Raw genomic sequence first — 16,036 nt, forward strand, 5'->3', positions numbered from 1 at the left:
GATCACTGCCCCTTCGGTGCATTCAGGATAACGCTGTTCTCTATTTGTTCTTAGAAGTGGCGGGATTAAGGATTGTATTCTAATCTTAGTCAGGCCTGATGAATCGGTCTCGGCGCCTTTCCTTTGCCGCCCTCTCCTTTTCCGGATTCGGGCTTGACCATCAGCAGCAGCAGAACAACCGCGATCAGCGCCACGGCCCCGATTGTGATGAACATCATCGCGTGGCCCGCCCCCACGAGCAAGGAGATTACCGGCGGTCCCAACGAAACACCGATAAAGCGCATGCTGCTGTAAATGGACGTGATGGTGCCGCGCAGCTCTTTATCAATCCCCTCGGTGATTAAAGCGTCCGAACTGGGAAGGACGGTCCCGATCCCGACCCCGCACACGATCAGACAGGCGATGACGAAATAAATATTGTTCAAAAAGCTGATCCCGAACAATGCGCCCGTCGCCATGACCAGGCCGACAACACCGCACCATTTCATCAGCTTTTTGTTCTTTCCGATTTTTTTGCCCGTAATGTATGAAGCCAAACATAAGGCCGCCAAAGGAATGGCAAGGACCAGACCTTTCAGTACCCCGTCCAGACCATGCCGTTTTTCCAACTGGTCGGACAGATAAAACAGAACACCGAAGAGCAAAAACATACAAATGCAGCCGATCGCGAATATCGCATACAGCCAGCGTCCTTTTTCGGCAAACACTTTTTTCAGGGAAGTGAAAAACTCCCTCAGAGGCTTGGCCTCATCGCGGCGCTCGGGCTCCTTGACCAGGAAAACGACCAATAGAAGGGAAACCAGACACATTACCGGTATCGCCAAAAACGGCATATACCAAATCCATGCGCCCAGAAGCGCTCCCAAGATCGGGCTGAGCACCTTGCCGAACGTATTCGAGGTCTCGATGATCCCGAGACTGTGGCTCACCTCATCTTCTTCGTCAAACAAATCCCCCACCAGCGGCAAGACGATCGGAAAAGCGCCGGCTGCGCCAATCCCTTGCAAAAAGCGGCCAGCAAGGATAACCCAATATACCGCCAGGCCTTCCGTAAACCAGGGAGCTACTCCGGAAACCGCCCCCCCGAGCCCGGCGATAATCAGGCTGGGAATAATGATTTTTTTCCGGCCCCATTTGTCCGAAAGATACCCGGCCACCGGAATAAGCAGGATGGCCACAACCGCATACACCGTAATCAGCAAACTAACCTGAAACGAGGAAATATGAAGCTTGCGGGCAATTTGCGGAAGAATCGGAATCAGCATGGAATTGCCCAATGTCATGATGAGCGGGATGGAAGCGAGCGCAGCCAAATCGCCTTTTTTACTATCCATTAAGATGGCCACCCTTCACAGTCAATAAATCATTCCATAAAGGGTAGTTTGGTTGTAATTCGCGAAAATATACTCCAGGTCTTTATTCACAGCTATACAAGGATATACGTATCCTCCCGGGCTTCGCGGATAAATCGGCTGGGCGCTCCGACGGAATAAACATGCAGCAGATGCATGGCCCGGGTACATGCCGTGTAAAAGAGCTTGCGCTCCGTTTCACGGGTATATTTCTCGTCCGAACCGTCGTAAATCAGGACGGCGTCAAATTCAACCCCTTTTGCCAGGTAAGCCGGTATAATATGGATCCCCTTCTCAAAGGAGAGCGTCGTCTTCTTGATCAGCTTCACCGGCAATTCTTTCGACAGCTCCTCGTGAGCCTGCTGGCTTTCGGCCGCCGTCTTGCAGATCACCGCGATCATGTCATACCCCTCGGCACGCAGGCCCGCAATATCGCGACGGATTCGCTCATGCAATTCAGAAACGTCGCGCAGTACACGCACCTCTGGTTTTTCGCCTTCCCGGTTAAACGGTACGATCGCTTCACCTCCGGGAATCATGCCGCGCGTAAACTCGACGATCTCCCGGGTGGATCGATAGCTCTGCACCAAAGTAATCAGTTCGCTCTGCTGCTCACCGTAAAGCTCCGTCAGCGACGTGGATTGCTGAAGAACGGAGGCATGCGCGTAAATCGCCTGGTTCAGATCGCCGAGCGCCGTCATGCGGGCACGGGGAAAGAGCCGCTTGAGAAAGTACAGCTGAAAAGGCGAATAATCCTGCGCTTCGTCGATAATGACATGGCGAATCGAGGTATTGGAGCGGAATCCCAAAATAAGTTCTTTCAAATACAGAAAAGGTGTAGCATCCTCGTAAAACAGCTCCCCTTCCCTGATCTTTTCCAAAGTCTGTTCACAAATGGCGTCCCAGTCCGCCGGAAGCTCGTCGCCGTGAATCTCCTTGAACAGCTCCCGACTTTGAAACAACTGGCTGTAAAGCGCCGTCCCATCGACGAAGCGCAGCGACTTCACCCATCTGCGCAACGGTTTCAATCGGTCGCTGACCACCATTTTGGATAAAATGACGCTTTCCTCGTCATAATCGCTGAAATGATCCTCCCGCCCTTTTTGATTGCGGCGCATCCGTTGAAAGGCCCGTTGATAATCCTCTTTATCCAGAAGTTGAATTTGTTCCTCGACCCAAGGCTCACCCAGTTCACTCTTTCCGAAGGCGGCCAGTTCCTTGAGCAGCCAATCCTTTAAAAGCTCGCAGCGGTTGGCCAGCCGAATCGCCGGATCGAAAGCGTAAAATTTCTCCGCGATCGCGTCCGCGTCCACGACCACCTTGCCCATAAACCTTAACGGCTTGAACCTCATCTCCTTGCGTTCCAAAAGCTCCTTATACCGGTTTATCGCATCAAGAAACGAAGCCGAGGACTTATAACGAATCCCGCTGACGCGCGCGGCGTAGGCTTCATCCTCCCGGCTCGAAAGCACATACTCGATCTGGATAAAAGGATCCTCCAGCTGAAATTCGCGGCCAAGCCGGTGTTCCAGGTATTCCTGAAACGTCGTCTGCAGCATGTTCTCTTCTCCGAGCTCCGGCAGAACGGTGGACACATAGCTGTTGAACATCGGATTCGGCGAAAAAAGAATCATCTGGTCCGCCTGCAGCGTGTCCCGATGCTTATAAAGCAAGTAAGCGACGCGCTGGAGAGCGGCGGAGGTCTTTCCGCTGCCGGCGGCCCCCTGTACGATCAACATCCGGCTTTTGTCATTGCGGATGATCCGGTTCTGTTCCCGCTGAATCGTGGCGACGATGCTCTTCATCTGGGCGTCGGAACTGCGGCTCAGCACCCGCTGCAGCAACTCGTCTCCGATCGTGACGCCGGTATCGAACATCACTTTGATTTCGCGGCCCCGAATGACAAACTGCCGCTTCAGCGTCATCGTCCCTTCAATCGTACCGGAAGGTGTCTCGTAAGAAGCCGGCCCCGGGACGCTATCGTAGTAAAGATTCGAAATCGGGGCGCGCCAGTCGTAGACGAGGAACGTCTCGTCCCCTTCTTCCAGCAGCGAAGCGATTCCCAAATAAATCGATTCGGTCCCGTAGCCTTCTTCTTCAAAGTCGATACGTCCGAAATAAGGCGATTGCTTGAGCCGCTTCATTTTTCCGAGCGCCGCCGAAGCGTGCTGGTGACTCTTCTCCCGCTCGGATAACACTTGCGACTGCTGGCGCAAGCTGGTGGAGGTTTCTCCGACATCGTCGGCTTCGGAAAAATTGACGGTCACCTCATCCCAAAATTCCTTCCGCATGGCCACAACATCTCCGCGTACGCTTCCCACTTCGCGCTCCAGCCGCGCGATCTGTTCATCAATCCGGTCGGAGACAAATTCAACGCGCTGCTGTTCTTCTTTCCATGCTTGATCCGTTCCGTTCACACTGATCGCTCCCCTTGTAAACTTCTGTATTCCGATTTTACGGACAAGGCAAACATCCTATTGACAATCAAACGATAATATGATAAAATCCAATTAGGATATTTTCACTTTTCCATAATTAATGAATCCAACTTTTATTGTAACCATTTTATGCAGCTTTTTCAACTTGATATTAACGTTTAATGGATGAAAGTCCTGCCGATCGGCAGGACTTTTTTTTGGTATTTAAGAATCTCCGTGAGTATGGCGGTGATCCGCCAACCGGTTTAGCCTCTCCAGTTGATGACCGTATTCATACATCTCCGCCGAGACGATGGACAGACGCAGAACGCCGACCCGCTCGGAAGCATACCTGTCCAGCATACGGCGGAGAAACTCGTCGTTATCCTGCTCGAACTGCTCGGCCTCACGGTTGTTCGGCTTCAGCTTGTCGTCAAACTTGAGCATGATATGCTCGTGAAATTTGGTCAGCTTCTCGAGCTGCTGATCGAATTCACGGTTCATTTCCGGCGTCCGGACGACCGCTTGAAAGTAATGCTGCTCCACGGCATCCAGCACCTCGTACCCTTTTCTCAGCGTTCTCAGCATTTGTTTATATACGACCAATTGGCGGCTGTCGCTGAACTTTGGCGTTTTCAGTTTCTTCTGATCTTCTTCCATCAACTTATATTTGTCCGTTAGGGCATTGATTTTGTCTTCCAGCTTCCGCTTCTCGCTCCGGAATACCGTTTCTTTCATTTCATCGGAGACCGCCGTCCGCAACAGCAAGGAAAGCTGATCGAATGTCTCCTTGATCTGGTTCAGAAACTGTACCTTGGGCTTGGGCGGCATGACCAGGACATTGATCACGAATGCCGAAACGATTCCGATCAAACTTAGAGCAAACCGATTCAGGGCGAACTCCCATTGTCCCGAAGCTTCCATCACCGATACGACGGTAACCAGTGTAATTCCGATGGTCTCTCCCATCTTCAGCTTCAGACAGATCATAATGACCAGAATACAGACCAGCCCTACCGCAATCGGCTCGTTGGAGAACAGCATTCCGCCCAGCATGGCGAGAACGGCCCCGAGCGTATTGGTCTGGAGCTGGTCGAGCAAATATCTCCAGGACCGGTAAATCGTCGGCTGCATCGCAAAAATAGAGGCAACCGCCGCGATGACCGGCGAAGATAAATTGAGCCAGCTCACCACATATAAAGCTAAAGTTACCGCAAGGCCGGTTTTTAGCATTCTCGCGCCAAACGTCACATCGATACCTCCTGTTGCTTCTCTCTTTCTCATTTTTACCCGAATTGATATGAATCCGCTCATTTTGTCTACACTAAGAAGGCAAGGCCCAAATTATTCTAAACGATGAGGTGAAAAAAGTCTATGGACCAGCTTAAGCGTCCGGCAATTACCACGTTCCTTGCAGCGGTAGTGTTGTGGGGACTCTTTGCTTCCTCTCCCGCATTCGCTCATTTGTCGCCGGCGGATAACTCTTCTCCGAATACGGAGAACGGCGAACGGCAAGGCAAGCCGCATCGCCTGCCTTTCCGGCACTCCCGCGGCGGGCACCTTGTTAAAGATACGGCGGCCATGCTCGGTATGGAGCCGAAAGAGCTCCTCGACCGCCTTCGGAAAGGCAAATCCCTGATGCAGGTCGTGCAAGCCGAGAAGGGCTGGAGTGAAGTCGAGTACATCAAAAAATTAACGGAAGCGGCGTCCCGTCATTTGGACGAAGCCGTTACCGAAGGCAAGCTTGCGCCGGAGCAGGCCGCCAAAATAAAACAACGCCTGCCGGACAAGCTGAACAAAATAATTCACCGGACTTGGAAAAACGGCACCCCCGGACATCCGGCGCTGGATATGCACCATAACCACATTGTTTGGCCTAATCCGGATTTCAAACCGGCGGACGAACAAAATTAAGCAAAAAAGGGACGGAGCCAACCGCCTGCCCGGCGAGGGCTCCATCCCTTTAGCCTCGTTTGATTACTTATTGGCCGGTGACAGCTTCTCCGTCTTCTTCGCCGTACCGATCGGCACTTCCAGAATATCAAGCAAAAACATGAAGATCGGTATCCCGATGATCAACCCCCAAACTCCGAGGAAATGCTCCGAAACGAGCAGGATCAGGAAAGTGTAGAAGATCGGGAGATGCGTTTTATTGGAGTAAAATTTCGGATTCAGGAAATAGGTTTCCAAGGCATGCACCAGGGCGATCATCACGAGGACATAGACGATCTTGACCAGGCCGCCGATCTTAAAAGCGATCGCGCACAGCGGAATCAGCGAGATAATCACGCCCATGACCGGAATCAGCCCCAGCAAAAAGATCATGATAAATAGAGCCACCAAATTCGGGAACCCGAAAATCCACAGAAAGATTGTGGAGAGCGCCGCATTCACGAACGCGATCATAAATTGGACTTCAATTACTTTACCGAAAGACGAGACGAATTTCTTGCCGAAGTATTCCAGTTCGACGAACAGTGCGGAAAACTTGCTCGCTTTAAACCTCGCAGTGAAGTGGGTCACCTTCTCTTTCTCCAACAGGAAGAACAGGCTGAGAATAATGGCGACGAACAGATTCAGACTCCATTTTCCGATATCGGATAAAGCATTGACTGCAAAACTGAACCCATCTTTGATGTAAGCAGAGAGATCGATATCCTTAAGGGAATCCACTAAAAAATTCAAAATGAGATTATCGGGTAAGTCCGTGGGAGGGTTATCGTAAAATGAAATGACCTGATTTACCAGATCCGTCAGTTCGTCGAGAAAGACGGGTAAATATCGGACAATCGCCAGCACGAGCAGAGAAATCATCACGATGTAAATCAAAAGTATTGAAATGCTCCGGTGGATCCGGACAACCTTCTCTACGTTCCGGGCGATGAAATTATGAATCCGGTTAATTAAATAGGTTAAGATAAACGTGATTAACATCATGTTGAGCATGCTGCGCGAAAAATAAAGCACCAGTATGACAAACGACAGGGCCAGCACCCTGCGAAAACCCGGCATTTGAAATAATTCCCTAAAAAACGTCATAATTTGCAACCTGCTCCCCTTAAGTGGTCTTCGAAAAACCTATGGGTTTATCTTATGTCAGCTCCTGCCCGAAAAGCAAGTGAGCAAACAGAACAATTTCCGCTTAATGGCTCCCTCCTTGTGAATAAACCACAGCTTTAACGAAACATTGCGTCACAGTTTCCAAGCGGGATAGCGTTCTCTTGCCAGTTTTTGCGGTAAGGTCTATAATCTCGAATAATTACGTAATTGATAATAAACGCCAGAAACGACGATGACGGAGAAAAGTAAGCGAATGCGACCAGACAGGGACGGCGGTGCCGGAGATTGAGAGCACCCCGATGGAGCCGCGCCGCCGAAGTTCGCTCCCGAGTCGATTTCCCGAACCCTCAGGGTAGTAAGGAGATCCGGCCTCACACCGTTATCCGTGTCCAAGCTGAGAAACCAGAAGGTTGTCTAATGAGGGTGGTACCGCGGAAACTTCCGTCCCTCACGAGACGGCCTTTTTTTGTTTTCAGCCTCCATCCCATCTATTCAGAGGAGTGTTTAAACATGAGCCAAACCTTAGAGGAATTGCGCGCCCAACTAAGCCGCATGAATCACGAGCTGCTGCGCCTGCTAAACGAGCGTGCGGAGGTCTCCCGCGCCATCGGAGAAATCAAGGAGAAACAGGGGGTTCCGAAGTTTGATCCGGTGCGGGAAAAAGCCATGCTCGATGAACTGACGAAACTGAACCCCGGACCGTTCCGCGACGCCGAGATCAAGCATATTTTCAAGGAGATCTTTAAAGCTTCGCTTCATCTGCAAGAAGAAGAGCATAAACGACAATTGCTGGTCAGCCGGAAAAAACAACCGGAAAATACGGTCATCGATGTGAACGGCACATTCATCGGCGGGGAAGCTCAAGTTATGATCGCCGGTCCTTGCTCCGTAGAATCCTACGAGCAGTTAAGGACGGTGGCCTCCGCTCTTCGGAAGGCCGGGATCAAAGTGATGCGGGGTGGCGCCTTTAAACCGCGCACCTCTCCGTACGATTTCCAGGGCCTTGGGGTAGAGGGGTTGAAGATGCTGAAAGAGGTGGCCGAGGAATTCGGTTTGTCGACGATCAGCGAGATCGTTCACCCTGCTCACATCGAGCTGGCGGAACGGTATATCGATATCATTCAAATCGGGGCCAGAAATATGCAGAATTTCGAGCTCCTCAAAGAGGCGGGCAAAGCCGGAATTCCCGTTCTGCTAAAACGGGGGCTTGCCGCCACATTGGAGGAGTTCGTGCATGCGGCGGAATATATCGCGGTGAGCGGAAACAGCCGGGTCATGCTCATCGAGCGCGGCATCCGCACTTACGAGAAGTGGACGCGCAATACGCTGGACATTTCGGCCGTCCCGCTGCTGAAACAGGAAACCCATCTTCCGGTTCTCGTCGACGTGACTCACTCCACAGGAAGAAAGGACATCCTGCTGCCTTGCGCGAAGGCGGCTCTCGCCGCCGGTGCCGACGGGATTATGGTGGAGGTTCACCCGGACCCGCAGACCGCCCTGTCCGACGCCGCCCAGCAGCTTGATATTCCGCAGTTTGAAAAACTGTGGGAAGGTATTGCGTCATCCGGTCTATTCAACAAATCGGTTTCCGCCGAAGTTTAACCGAACAGAACGGGACGCACGCACACCGGCTTCGATACGGATACGGTCTTCCCTGTAAATTGCAGCCGGCCGCTATCCCGATCGACGCGGAACAGGACCAGGTTATTCGCATCCCGGTTTGCCGCGATTAGGTAGCCGCCGTCCGGCGTCAGGGCAAAGTGACGGGGATGTCCGCCTTGGGTAGGCACATGCTCCACGAGGGAAAGCCGGCCGCTGTCCTGATCGATGCTGAACTGCACGATGCTGTCATGTCCGCGATTGGAGCCGTAAAGAAAACGGCCGTCCTTCGATACTGCCACTTCCGCGGTCGTATTTTCGCCTTGGAAATGCTCGGGCAGCGTGGAGATCGTTTCGATTGGCGTCAAACGCCCGGACTCGGCATCATACTGATATGTCGTCATCGAATTGCCGACTTCATTAATGGAGAAAACCCACTTCCCATTCGGATGGAAGGTCATATGCCGGGGGCCGGAGCCGGGCGGCGTGACTGCATCAGAGATCGGGCTGAGCGTTCCCGTTTCGGCGTCAAATGCATAAGTACGCACCAGATCCAGGCCCAGATCAGCAACGAGCATATAACGGTTATCCGGGCTGAACAGCGCGGAGTGCGGGTGCGGCCGATCCTGTCTCTCGGGGTCGGCCCCCTTTCCCGTATGCCGCTGTTCGTCGACAAGGCGGCCTGCAAGCCCTCCTCCTTCCAGTTTGACCAGTCCTACATTCCCGCCATGGTAGCCGGACAAAGCGATGTACCGGTTCTCTCCGTCCAGAGCGATATGTGAGGACGAGGGTTGAATCGTGCGGGCCCGATTCAGTTCACTGAGCCGCCCGGTTTCCGGATCGACAGTGAATGCGACGGCTTCCCCGATTCGTTCGCCCGACTCATTATGGGTTTCGGCAATGCTGTAAATTTTGCGGTGGTCGGCATCCACGCACAGGAACGTCGGGTTTTTCAAGCCGGATACGGCCTCTAAACGATGGAAGGCCTCTTGGGCAGGATCAAATTCATAGACGTAAACGCCGGTGTTGTCCGCTTCGGCATATGATCCCACGAATACAAGCTGACGTTGCGATAAGGTTGACAAGAAAGTCGGCCTCCTTTATATATAGCTTCTTTCTAATATTCTTCCGTAAAAAAAGGAAAAAGTCCAGCCGTTTGTCCCGGAAGTGTTTAAATTTTAATCATATCCCCTACACAAACGCGTAAAAATATGGTATACTGCAAGCGCTTCCACAACATCATCTGAAGGGGGATTTGGAATGATGAATGTCGGATTGGAGAAGAAGGACGTCTATGCGGATTTTGATCCGCATGACACGTATTTCTTCAAAATTGGGGCTCACGGACTCGTTTGTTTTCACGGCAGAAATTATAGTATAAAACAGAGACTTTCCGCCGAACAAACCTCCAAACTTGTATCGGACCCTTCCTTCTACCGCATCAGCACCAACTTTTACGTCAATTTGCCGAAAATCGCGGAGATTCGGGACAATGTCGTATGGTTCCGTGATGAGGTCCACGGGATCAAGACGATTCAGGTACCCCGGCGGAACCTGGAACAGATCAAGCGCCTGCTTCCCGTATCCCACCGCAGAAAGGCCGGTATGAATCAGGTAGGCTGAGTGAAACCCAACAAAAAGCGCGGGTTGCCGGGGAGGATGCTCCCTTCGCAAACCCGCGCTTTTTGCTTTCCATAATTGCCGTGCACCGGAAATTCCCTTGCTCTTACTTTACGTAAAAACGAGCGGTCTCTTCCCAGATTTCCCCCGGCGCCAGACTGAACAGGCCGATTTCCTCCGCAGGCAGATCCACATTCGGCGCGTTCACCAAGTTGATTTGGGGTTCCGGACAGAAAAATCCTTCGGTTGCCCCGTTGTTCCAGATCATCCACTGTTTGTAGGAGGTGCCTACATCATAGACCAGCGTTTTGCCGATCTTCGTGTCGGTCAGTTCCATCCGGTTTCGGCCGTTTTGGGGTACGGCTGTATAGTGATTATCCATCGGCGCGTAGAAAGGATAGACGCCCTCGCCTTGCAGCTTCTTCTCCTCTTCGGTCAGCGCTTGATGGCCGCCTGTAGGGAGCATCCGGTTATCGAGTTCCCAGCGCTTGCCGACCGTCAATTTGACGCGGTAATCCTGCGCCTCGCTGCCCGGCGCAAACGGCGCATTAACCGCCGTGTGAAAGGCCAGCAGACAGGGTATCTCCTGCTCGTCCTGGTTATGCACGAACAAATGTTGGGAGAGCCCTTCTTCGCTCAAACTGTACTTCAATCTCACCGTAAAGCGGAACGGGAGATAGCGGAATGCTTCATGCTGCTCATCCACTGCCGCTTTGACCGTGACATAACTTTCCAGCTTCGTTTGACCGAAATCTTCCACTTCCCAGGCTACCGTGTGAAAAAAACCGTGCAGATGGTTTCCGGTCGCTTCCTCATTCACCGGGAAGCGGTACTCCTTCCCTTTCCAGGGGAATACTCCGTCCTGATAACGGTTCGGCGGAAATAATACCGGAATTCCGTAGATGCCCGGATTGCGTTTGAAATCCTCCATCTCTCCTTCCGCCGGTTCGCGCAGAAAACGGTAACCGCTTTCGGTATCGCGAAAAGCTAACAGATTACCACCGACACTGGGTACCATAGCAGCTTCATATTTGCCGGCTTGCAGCCAGACCGCCGGTTCCCCATGAAACGAACCCTCATATGCCTTCAAGTGTGCCATATTGCCCTCTCCCCTCAAGTCTAAATATGATTGCTTCCTTAACCTGGTAAGGATTATACCGAATGCCGGTTCAAAAGTCATCTTTTCCTATCACATTCCCATGGACCGCTCATGATGTCATCCGGCTAGGCATCCCGCAAAATTCGCCGGCCGATCGTCATCGCCAGCACAATCATCAGGACGCCGACGACCAATTGCAAGCCAAAGACCTGGGTCCATTTCGGCCAATGCTCGATCCACTCATACATTTGCCCGCCGATGAGCGGACCGAAAAAGGACGCTACCCCCGTAATCGCCGAATACATCGCCATGTACATCGGTCTCTCCGCCTTCGGCGTATCGCCGATCATGAAATTAAACGCCAACTGGTTAAAGCCCCCCACTCCGATGCCAAAAAGAATATGCGCAAGAAACAAGACCGGCAGCACCGGAAACACCGAAGTAAGTCCCCAGGTCAAAACGGCCAGCGCGATCAAAGGCATTGTCCAGAGAAGCAGCCTCCGGTTGCTGTATCTGGCATTCAGATTGCCCCAGACATAAAAACTCCCCATCATAAAGAGGGTCTGCGTCACGTTCAGCAACGAGATCGTTTTGTAGTTGATTTCCAGCAGTTCCAGCATGACGTAGGAATACATCGGTACGATCAGATTTTGCAAAAATAGAAAACCGGCGATAAAACCCGTCGCTTTGATAAAAGAACGATCCCGCAGCGGCCGCTTAAGCATGGGCAGAAACTTGGTCTCTTCCGAGCGTTCAAACGGCAGATCAGGGTAGAAGAAAAAGGTCACGATATTGGCGGTGATGCAGATCCAGGCGACGATATACAGATACAGAAAACCCTGCCCTCCGGGGAAACGGTCGAGCAGCATTCCGCCGATAAACATAAAAAGGGTCCCCAGCCCGTTCAAAATCATGTTCCGGATTCCGAAGTACCTTCCCCTTACCCTCGCCGGAACGATATCGCTGATCAAGGAATTCCAAAGCATCCCCACAAACGTATTCAGCAAAAAAGCCGAGACATACAGCCCGATATAGGCGGCGACCCAATATTTCTGGGGAAACAGAAACGGAGCCAGGCCCGTCGCTCCCCACAACACCCGCTGAATGGTGCCGAAGATGACAAACGCCCATTTACGGCTGCGGATTTTTTGAATCAAAAATGCCACAAACAGCTGACCGATATTCACAAAGGTCGTAATCGCCAACACAAAGCCAAGTTCCCCGGAAGTCGCCCCGAGATAAAGTAAAAAGCCTGTTAAAAATTGACCGCCCAACAGCGTCTGAAAAATAACGGAAGGAACTCCTTCCCAGGTCGCCATCGCCAAATTTCTGCGCTGCTCCGACGGTTTACGCTGGGTACTGTGCTTTATCATGATGCCGCCCCTCATAAGACACGCTCCTTGTTTTGTCAACAAAACCTCGATCAACCGGGAAATTCCCCCAGCTTACATAAAATAAACAGACTATTACATACTTCTACATATCCGATCCTTTCCCGAAGGCGATTTTCCATCGTCATTTCCGGGATTTAATCCACAGAATGGAGTGCGATACGCAAATGAGCATTGCTCCGAAAAAAACTTGGGTCCCCCTGCTTCTCGGGCTTCTATTGTTGGCCGCCACCGCCTGCGGGAATCAACAGCCCGGCCCAGCCGCCCGATCCGTCCCCAAGCCGGAAAACCCTTTGATGCGAACCGGCCCGGAGGGCACTCCGGCGGATAACGAATGGATTCCCCTTACACAGGTTGCCGATTCCCTCGGGCTGCGGCTCAAAGAAAGCCAGAACAGCGCGCAAATGGGCTTTACCGATGTCATGTTCGAGCTTACGCCAAGCCAGAGATCGGCCATTTCGTTCGGCAAGCAGGTGACTTTGGCTCAACCGCCATTAAGACAAAACGGCAAAACCTATCTGACGGCCGCTGCCCTTTCAGACCTGCTGCAAGGACAAGTTTCCAAAAATCCGAAGACCGGGGAGCTGCATATCGCTTCCGTCGGCGGCGATCAGGCCCCTAACGTTGCCGCACAGCCCCGAAAGCGGGGATTCCAGGCGTTCGGTCTGGCCGAAAACCGCGATGAGCTCATTTCCTACGCCAGACAATTTTTGGGCGTTCCCTACGAATTCGGAGCCGCCCCTTACGAGCAATCCAACACTTTTGACTGTTCCTCCTTTACGCGTCATGTGTTTAAGCGGTTTGGCATCGATCTTCACCGTCTCGCCAGGGATCAAGCCAAACAGGGAACTCCCGTCGAACGATCCGAGCTGCTTCCCGGCGATCTGATCTTCTTTACGGTACCCGGCCGGTTTGACAGCGAGAAAATTCCCGGCCATGTCGGCATTTATATCGGTAACGGAAAATTTATTCATACATGGGGAGACCCCGGCGTACAGATCAGTTCGTTGGACAGCGGTTACTGGAATGACGTCATCCTGTCGATGCGCCGGGTGCAATAAATCCCTATCAACGCTACTCCTAATACCGGGAGACCTCAGGTCCCCGGTATTTTTCGTCCGTCAACGCCCCCTCTCCCCACCATTTCCCTTCGTTACAAATACAAAGTATAATGAATGGTAGGACTACTATCCATATCATTTCTAGAACAATAGAGAGCAAAAAGCACTTACAATTAGAGGAGATTGGCGATGGACGAACTGAAAAGAGCTTATGAGACTTTAGGACTTTCCGAGAACGCTTCCAGAGAAGAGGTTGAGAAAGCCTTCGAGCGGGTGCTTAAGAAGTCCCGTTCCAAGTCGGCTGAAGACGAAACCGGCGAATCCGATTATGACTTAAAGCTGAAAGCCTACAAAACGATTGTGGAGCATGAAGAACGCAGCAAAATCAACGAAATGAGCCGGAAGCGCTACGACAAATGGGGGAAATTCGCAGGAACCGCCGAGAAAATCGATGATTTTTTTCGATTGTACCGGACCCATGTCATTATATCCGCCATCGCGGTCATTGTGCTGGTAGCCGGAACGGTCGCCTTCATCAACCACCAGGAAGAACAAAAGCGGCTTGCCGCCCTGCCTCCGGTCGATTTGTCGATTATGTTTATAGGTAATTATATGTCTGACCAGAATCAAGGTGGGGATGAAGGTCTCGAACAAGCGATGACCGCCCAATTCCCGGAGTGGAAGCGGCTTGAGGTGCTCCTCACCTATCTTCCCTCGCAAGGCCAGGGGGCGGGAGCGACGGAGATCGCTTTTCAGCAAAAGGCCATGGCGGTCGTGGCGACGGAAACGCCGGATATATATATTTTGGATGAGAGCTCTTTCAAATGGCTGGGCGGCGGTGGCGTTCTTGAACCCCTGGACGATGAGGCCGAAGGCGTACTAAAGCCGCTTCTGAAAGAGGACTCACTCGTAAAGGGCCGTACGGAAGAAGATACGGAGGACCACATTTACGGCATCCGGGTCACCGACAGCGCCCTGGCCAAAGCGCTGCCGCTTGGCATGGACGATATGATCATTACGCTGCGGATCGGCAGCCAAAACAAGGACAAAGCGCTGCATTTCATCGAACGGTATCTGGAACCGGGCGTAGCGGCCAAGTAGCCGCCATTCACCTCCCGAAATCGAAGCGGATTTCGGGAGGTTTTTTGCAACATCAAAAATAAGGAATTGATTTCGTCCGGGGCATCCACTAAAATAGACTCATAAACGCGCGTTTACAAGAAAGTAGGGAACCACATGCGCAGCGAAGATATAGCCAAATTGGCGGGGGTATCCCGAAGCACCGTTTCCCGCGTCATCAACAACTATCCCAACGTTCCCGAAGCTACCCGGGCCAAGGTGCTGCGCGTGATCGAGCAGTACCAGTACGAGCCCAACAGCTTCGCCAGAGCGCTGGCCGGCAAACGGACCGATACGATCGGCCTGTTCGCCATCAGTATGAACGAGAAGGAAAACGCGAGCCGGATATACCAGAACAGCTATTTCGCCCCGATCGTCGACCTTGTCGTCGATACGGCGAATGCCCGCGGTTTCTACGTCCTCATTCATACGGTTTACTCGCCGGAGGATTTCCAGAAGATCAAGCAGGCTTTCTTGCAAAAGCGGATTGACGGAGGCATCCTGGTCGGAACGCAGAAGGACATCGAACTGGTTCGGGAACTGGTGGGCCAGAACGCTCCGCTCGTGCTCATCGACTACGATATTTCCGAAATTATGGCCGAGCGGCTGAACAAGAGCCACCTTGCCGTCATCAATTCCATGGACTACGAAGGCACGGTCGAGGCGATCGAATACTTGATCGGGCTGGGGCACCGGGAAATCGGTATTATTAAAGGCAGAATGAATACGTTCTCGGGACGGGAGCGCTATACGGCCTTCGTGAACACGCTGCAAAAGCACGGTCTTCCGGTCCGGGAGGAATTCATTCTGGAGGGCGACTTTTTGAAGGAAACCGCCTACCGGGAAGCGCAGCGCCTCGCTGCGGGCGGACGGCTTCCGACAGCCTTGTTCAGCTCCAATGACGATATGGCGATTGCGGCGATGGAAGCGTTTGCCGAACAAAACATTTCGGTGCCCGAACACCTGTCGCTTATCGGTTTCGACGATGTGCAGCTCGCCGCCGTCATCAGTCCCAAGCTGACTTCCGTCAAGCTGCCGATCGACGACATGGCCAAGGCGGCCGTCTCGAAGGTCATCGATCTGTGCAGCGCGGAGGAGCCCACGTTCAGCACCGTAAGCTTTCCGACTCGGCTCATTATCCGCGACTCCTGCAAACCGCCGGAAGCTTGACCGACAAAGAACGACAGTCAAGCAAGCTATCGATTCGGCCGTCCATGCCGCCCGTAAATTTGGGCCATCCGTCCGGTTCGCCCCTATTCTGCCCCATGAAGCAGGTTGGGGCGGTACTTTTCACCAAAATAAACGCGCGTTCACAAAC

Annotated in this window: 13 protein-coding genes; 6 read left to right on the forward strand and 7 right to left on the reverse strand. The window is 52.4% G+C overall.

Going from position 1 to position 16,036, the window contains the following annotated elements:
- Nucleotides 1–89 precede the first annotated feature (89 nt).
- The 3 genes from V4U84_RS01635 to V4U84_RS01645 all read right to left on the reverse strand — a co-directional run bounded on the left by V4U84_RS01635 (nucleotide 90) and on the right by V4U84_RS01645 (nucleotide 5,020).
- Nucleotides 90–1,334: an MFS transporter gene (locus tag V4U84_RS01635; RefSeq protein ID WP_334073038.1), complete on the reverse strand. Its 1,245-nt coding sequence runs from the start codon at nucleotides 1,332–1,334 to the stop codon at nucleotides 90–92.
- A 92-nt stretch (nucleotides 1,335–1,426) separates the two neighbouring features.
- Complete coding sequence (gene helD, locus V4U84_RS01640; protein ID WP_334073039.1) at nucleotides 1,427–3,769, reverse strand: RNA polymerase recycling motor HelD; 2,343 nt, start codon at nucleotides 3,767–3,769, stop codon at nucleotides 1,427–1,429.
- Nucleotides 3,770–3,994: 225 nt separating this feature from the next.
- The gene (locus tag V4U84_RS01645) at nucleotides 3,995–5,020 is read right to left on the reverse strand and encodes an FUSC family protein (protein ID WP_334073373.1); all 1,026 of its coding nucleotides are present in this window, start codon (nucleotides 5,018–5,020) and stop codon (nucleotides 3,995–3,997) included.
- Nucleotides 5,021–5,143: 123 nt separating this feature from the next.
- Here V4U84_RS01645 and V4U84_RS01650 point away from each other — a divergent pair, with 123 nt between their 5' ends.
- Nucleotides 5,144–5,683 carry a hypothetical protein gene (locus tag V4U84_RS01650; protein WP_334073040.1) on the forward strand — a complete coding sequence of 180 codons (540 nt, stop codon included), beginning with the start codon at nucleotides 5,144–5,146 and terminating at the stop codon, nucleotides 5,681–5,683.
- 63 nt (nucleotides 5,684–5,746) lie between these two features.
- On the opposite strand, the gene V4U84_RS01655 is transcribed toward V4U84_RS01650, so the two are convergent.
- A complete protein-coding gene (locus tag V4U84_RS01655; RefSeq protein ID WP_334073041.1) occupies nucleotides 5,747–6,808 on the reverse strand; it encodes an AI-2E family transporter in 1,062 nt (353 codons plus the stop codon).
- Between the two features lie 531 nt (nucleotides 6,809–7,339).
- On the opposite strand from V4U84_RS01655, the gene V4U84_RS01660 reads away from it, so the two are divergent.
- Nucleotides 7,340–8,431 carry a bifunctional 3-deoxy-7-phosphoheptulonate synthase/chorismate mutase gene (locus V4U84_RS01660; RefSeq protein ID WP_334073042.1) on the forward strand — a complete coding sequence of 364 codons (1,092 nt, stop codon included), beginning with the start codon at nucleotides 7,340–7,342 and terminating at the stop codon, nucleotides 8,429–8,431.
- Here V4U84_RS01660 and V4U84_RS01665 read toward each other — a convergent pair.
- A complete protein-coding gene (locus V4U84_RS01665) occupies nucleotides 8,428–9,513 on the reverse strand; it encodes a lactonase family protein (protein WP_334073043.1) in 1,086 nt (361 codons plus the stop codon). The two genes, V4U84_RS01660 and V4U84_RS01665, sit on opposite strands and share 4 nt — an antisense overlap.
- Before the next feature lie 175 nt (nucleotides 9,514–9,688).
- Between V4U84_RS01665 and V4U84_RS01670 the strand changes: the two genes are divergently transcribed.
- The gene (locus V4U84_RS01670; protein ID WP_334073044.1) at nucleotides 9,689–10,051 is read left to right on the forward strand and encodes a LytTR family transcriptional regulator DNA-binding domain-containing protein; all 363 of its coding nucleotides are present in this window, start codon (nucleotides 9,689–9,691) and stop codon (nucleotides 10,049–10,051) included.
- Between the two features lie 103 nt (nucleotides 10,052–10,154).
- Here the strand turns inward: V4U84_RS01670 and V4U84_RS01675 are convergent, their stop codons facing one another.
- Nucleotides 10,155–11,147, reverse strand: a complete 993-nt coding sequence (locus V4U84_RS01675; protein ID WP_334073045.1) for an aldose 1-epimerase — start codon at nucleotides 11,145–11,147, stop codon at nucleotides 10,155–10,157.
- Nucleotides 11,148–11,272: 125 nt separating this feature from the next.
- On the reverse strand, nucleotides 11,273–12,520 hold the full coding sequence (locus V4U84_RS01680) for an MFS transporter (protein ID WP_334073046.1): 1,248 nt from the start codon (nucleotides 12,518–12,520) through the stop codon (nucleotides 11,273–11,275).
- Nucleotides 12,521–12,705: 185 nt separating this feature from the next.
- Between V4U84_RS01680 and V4U84_RS01685 the strand changes: the two genes are divergently transcribed.
- From V4U84_RS01685 to V4U84_RS01695, 3 genes are all read left to right on the forward strand, one after another.
- Nucleotides 12,706–13,599: a C40 family peptidase gene (locus tag V4U84_RS01685; protein WP_334073047.1), complete on the forward strand. Its 894-nt coding sequence runs from the start codon at nucleotides 12,706–12,708 to the stop codon at nucleotides 13,597–13,599.
- A gap of 189 nt (nucleotides 13,600–13,788) precedes the next feature.
- A complete protein-coding gene (locus V4U84_RS01690; protein ID WP_334073048.1) occupies nucleotides 13,789–14,700 on the forward strand; it encodes a molecular chaperone DnaJ in 912 nt (303 codons plus the stop codon).
- Nucleotides 14,701–14,835: 135 nt separating this feature from the next.
- Nucleotides 14,836–15,888, forward strand: a complete 1,053-nt coding sequence (locus tag V4U84_RS01695; protein WP_334073049.1) for a LacI family DNA-binding transcriptional regulator — start codon at nucleotides 14,836–14,838, stop codon at nucleotides 15,886–15,888.
- Nucleotides 15,889–16,036: the final 148 nt, after the last annotated feature.

The sequence above is a fragment of the Paenibacillus sanfengchensis genome (assembly GCF_036864765.1).
Taxonomy (GTDB): Bacteria; Bacillota; Bacilli; order Paenibacillales; family Paenibacillaceae; genus Fontibacillus; species Fontibacillus sanfengchensis.

Bases quoted from the DNA above. Each gene is read 5' to 3' on its own strand.
- V4U84_RS01690 (WP_334073048.1), top strand. From the start codon at position 13,789: ATGGACGAACTGAAAAGAGCTTATGAGACTTTAGGACTTTCCGAGAAC.
- V4U84_RS01660 (WP_334073042.1), top strand. From the start codon at position 7,340: ATGAGCCAAACCTTAGAGGAATTGCGCGCCCAACTAAGCCGCATGAAT.
- V4U84_RS01685 (WP_334073047.1), top strand. From the start codon at position 12,706: ATGAGCATTGCTCCGAAAAAAACTTGGGTCCCCCTGCTTCTCGGGCTT.
- V4U84_RS01635 (WP_334073038.1), bottom strand. From the start codon at position 1,334: ATGGATAGTAAAAAAGGCGATTTGGCTGCGCTCGCTTCCATCCCGCTC.
- V4U84_RS01695 (WP_334073049.1), top strand. From the start codon at position 14,836: ATGCGCAGCGAAGATATAGCCAAATTGGCGGGGGTATCCCGAAGCACC.
- V4U84_RS01650 (WP_334073040.1), top strand. From the start codon at position 5,144: ATGGACCAGCTTAAGCGTCCGGCAATTACCACGTTCCTTGCAGCGGTA.
- V4U84_RS01655 (WP_334073041.1), bottom strand. From the start codon at position 6,808: ATGACGTTTTTTAGGGAATTATTTCAAATGCCGGGTTTTCGCAGGGTG.
- V4U84_RS01670 (WP_334073044.1), top strand. From the start codon at position 9,689: ATGATGAATGTCGGATTGGAGAAGAAGGACGTCTATGCGGATTTTGAT.
- V4U84_RS01675 (WP_334073045.1), bottom strand. From the start codon at position 11,147: ATGGCACACTTGAAGGCATATGAGGGTTCGTTTCATGGGGAACCGGCG.
- V4U84_RS01680 (WP_334073046.1), bottom strand. From the start codon at position 12,520: ATGATAAAGCACAGTACCCAGCGTAAACCGTCGGAGCAGCGCAGAAAT.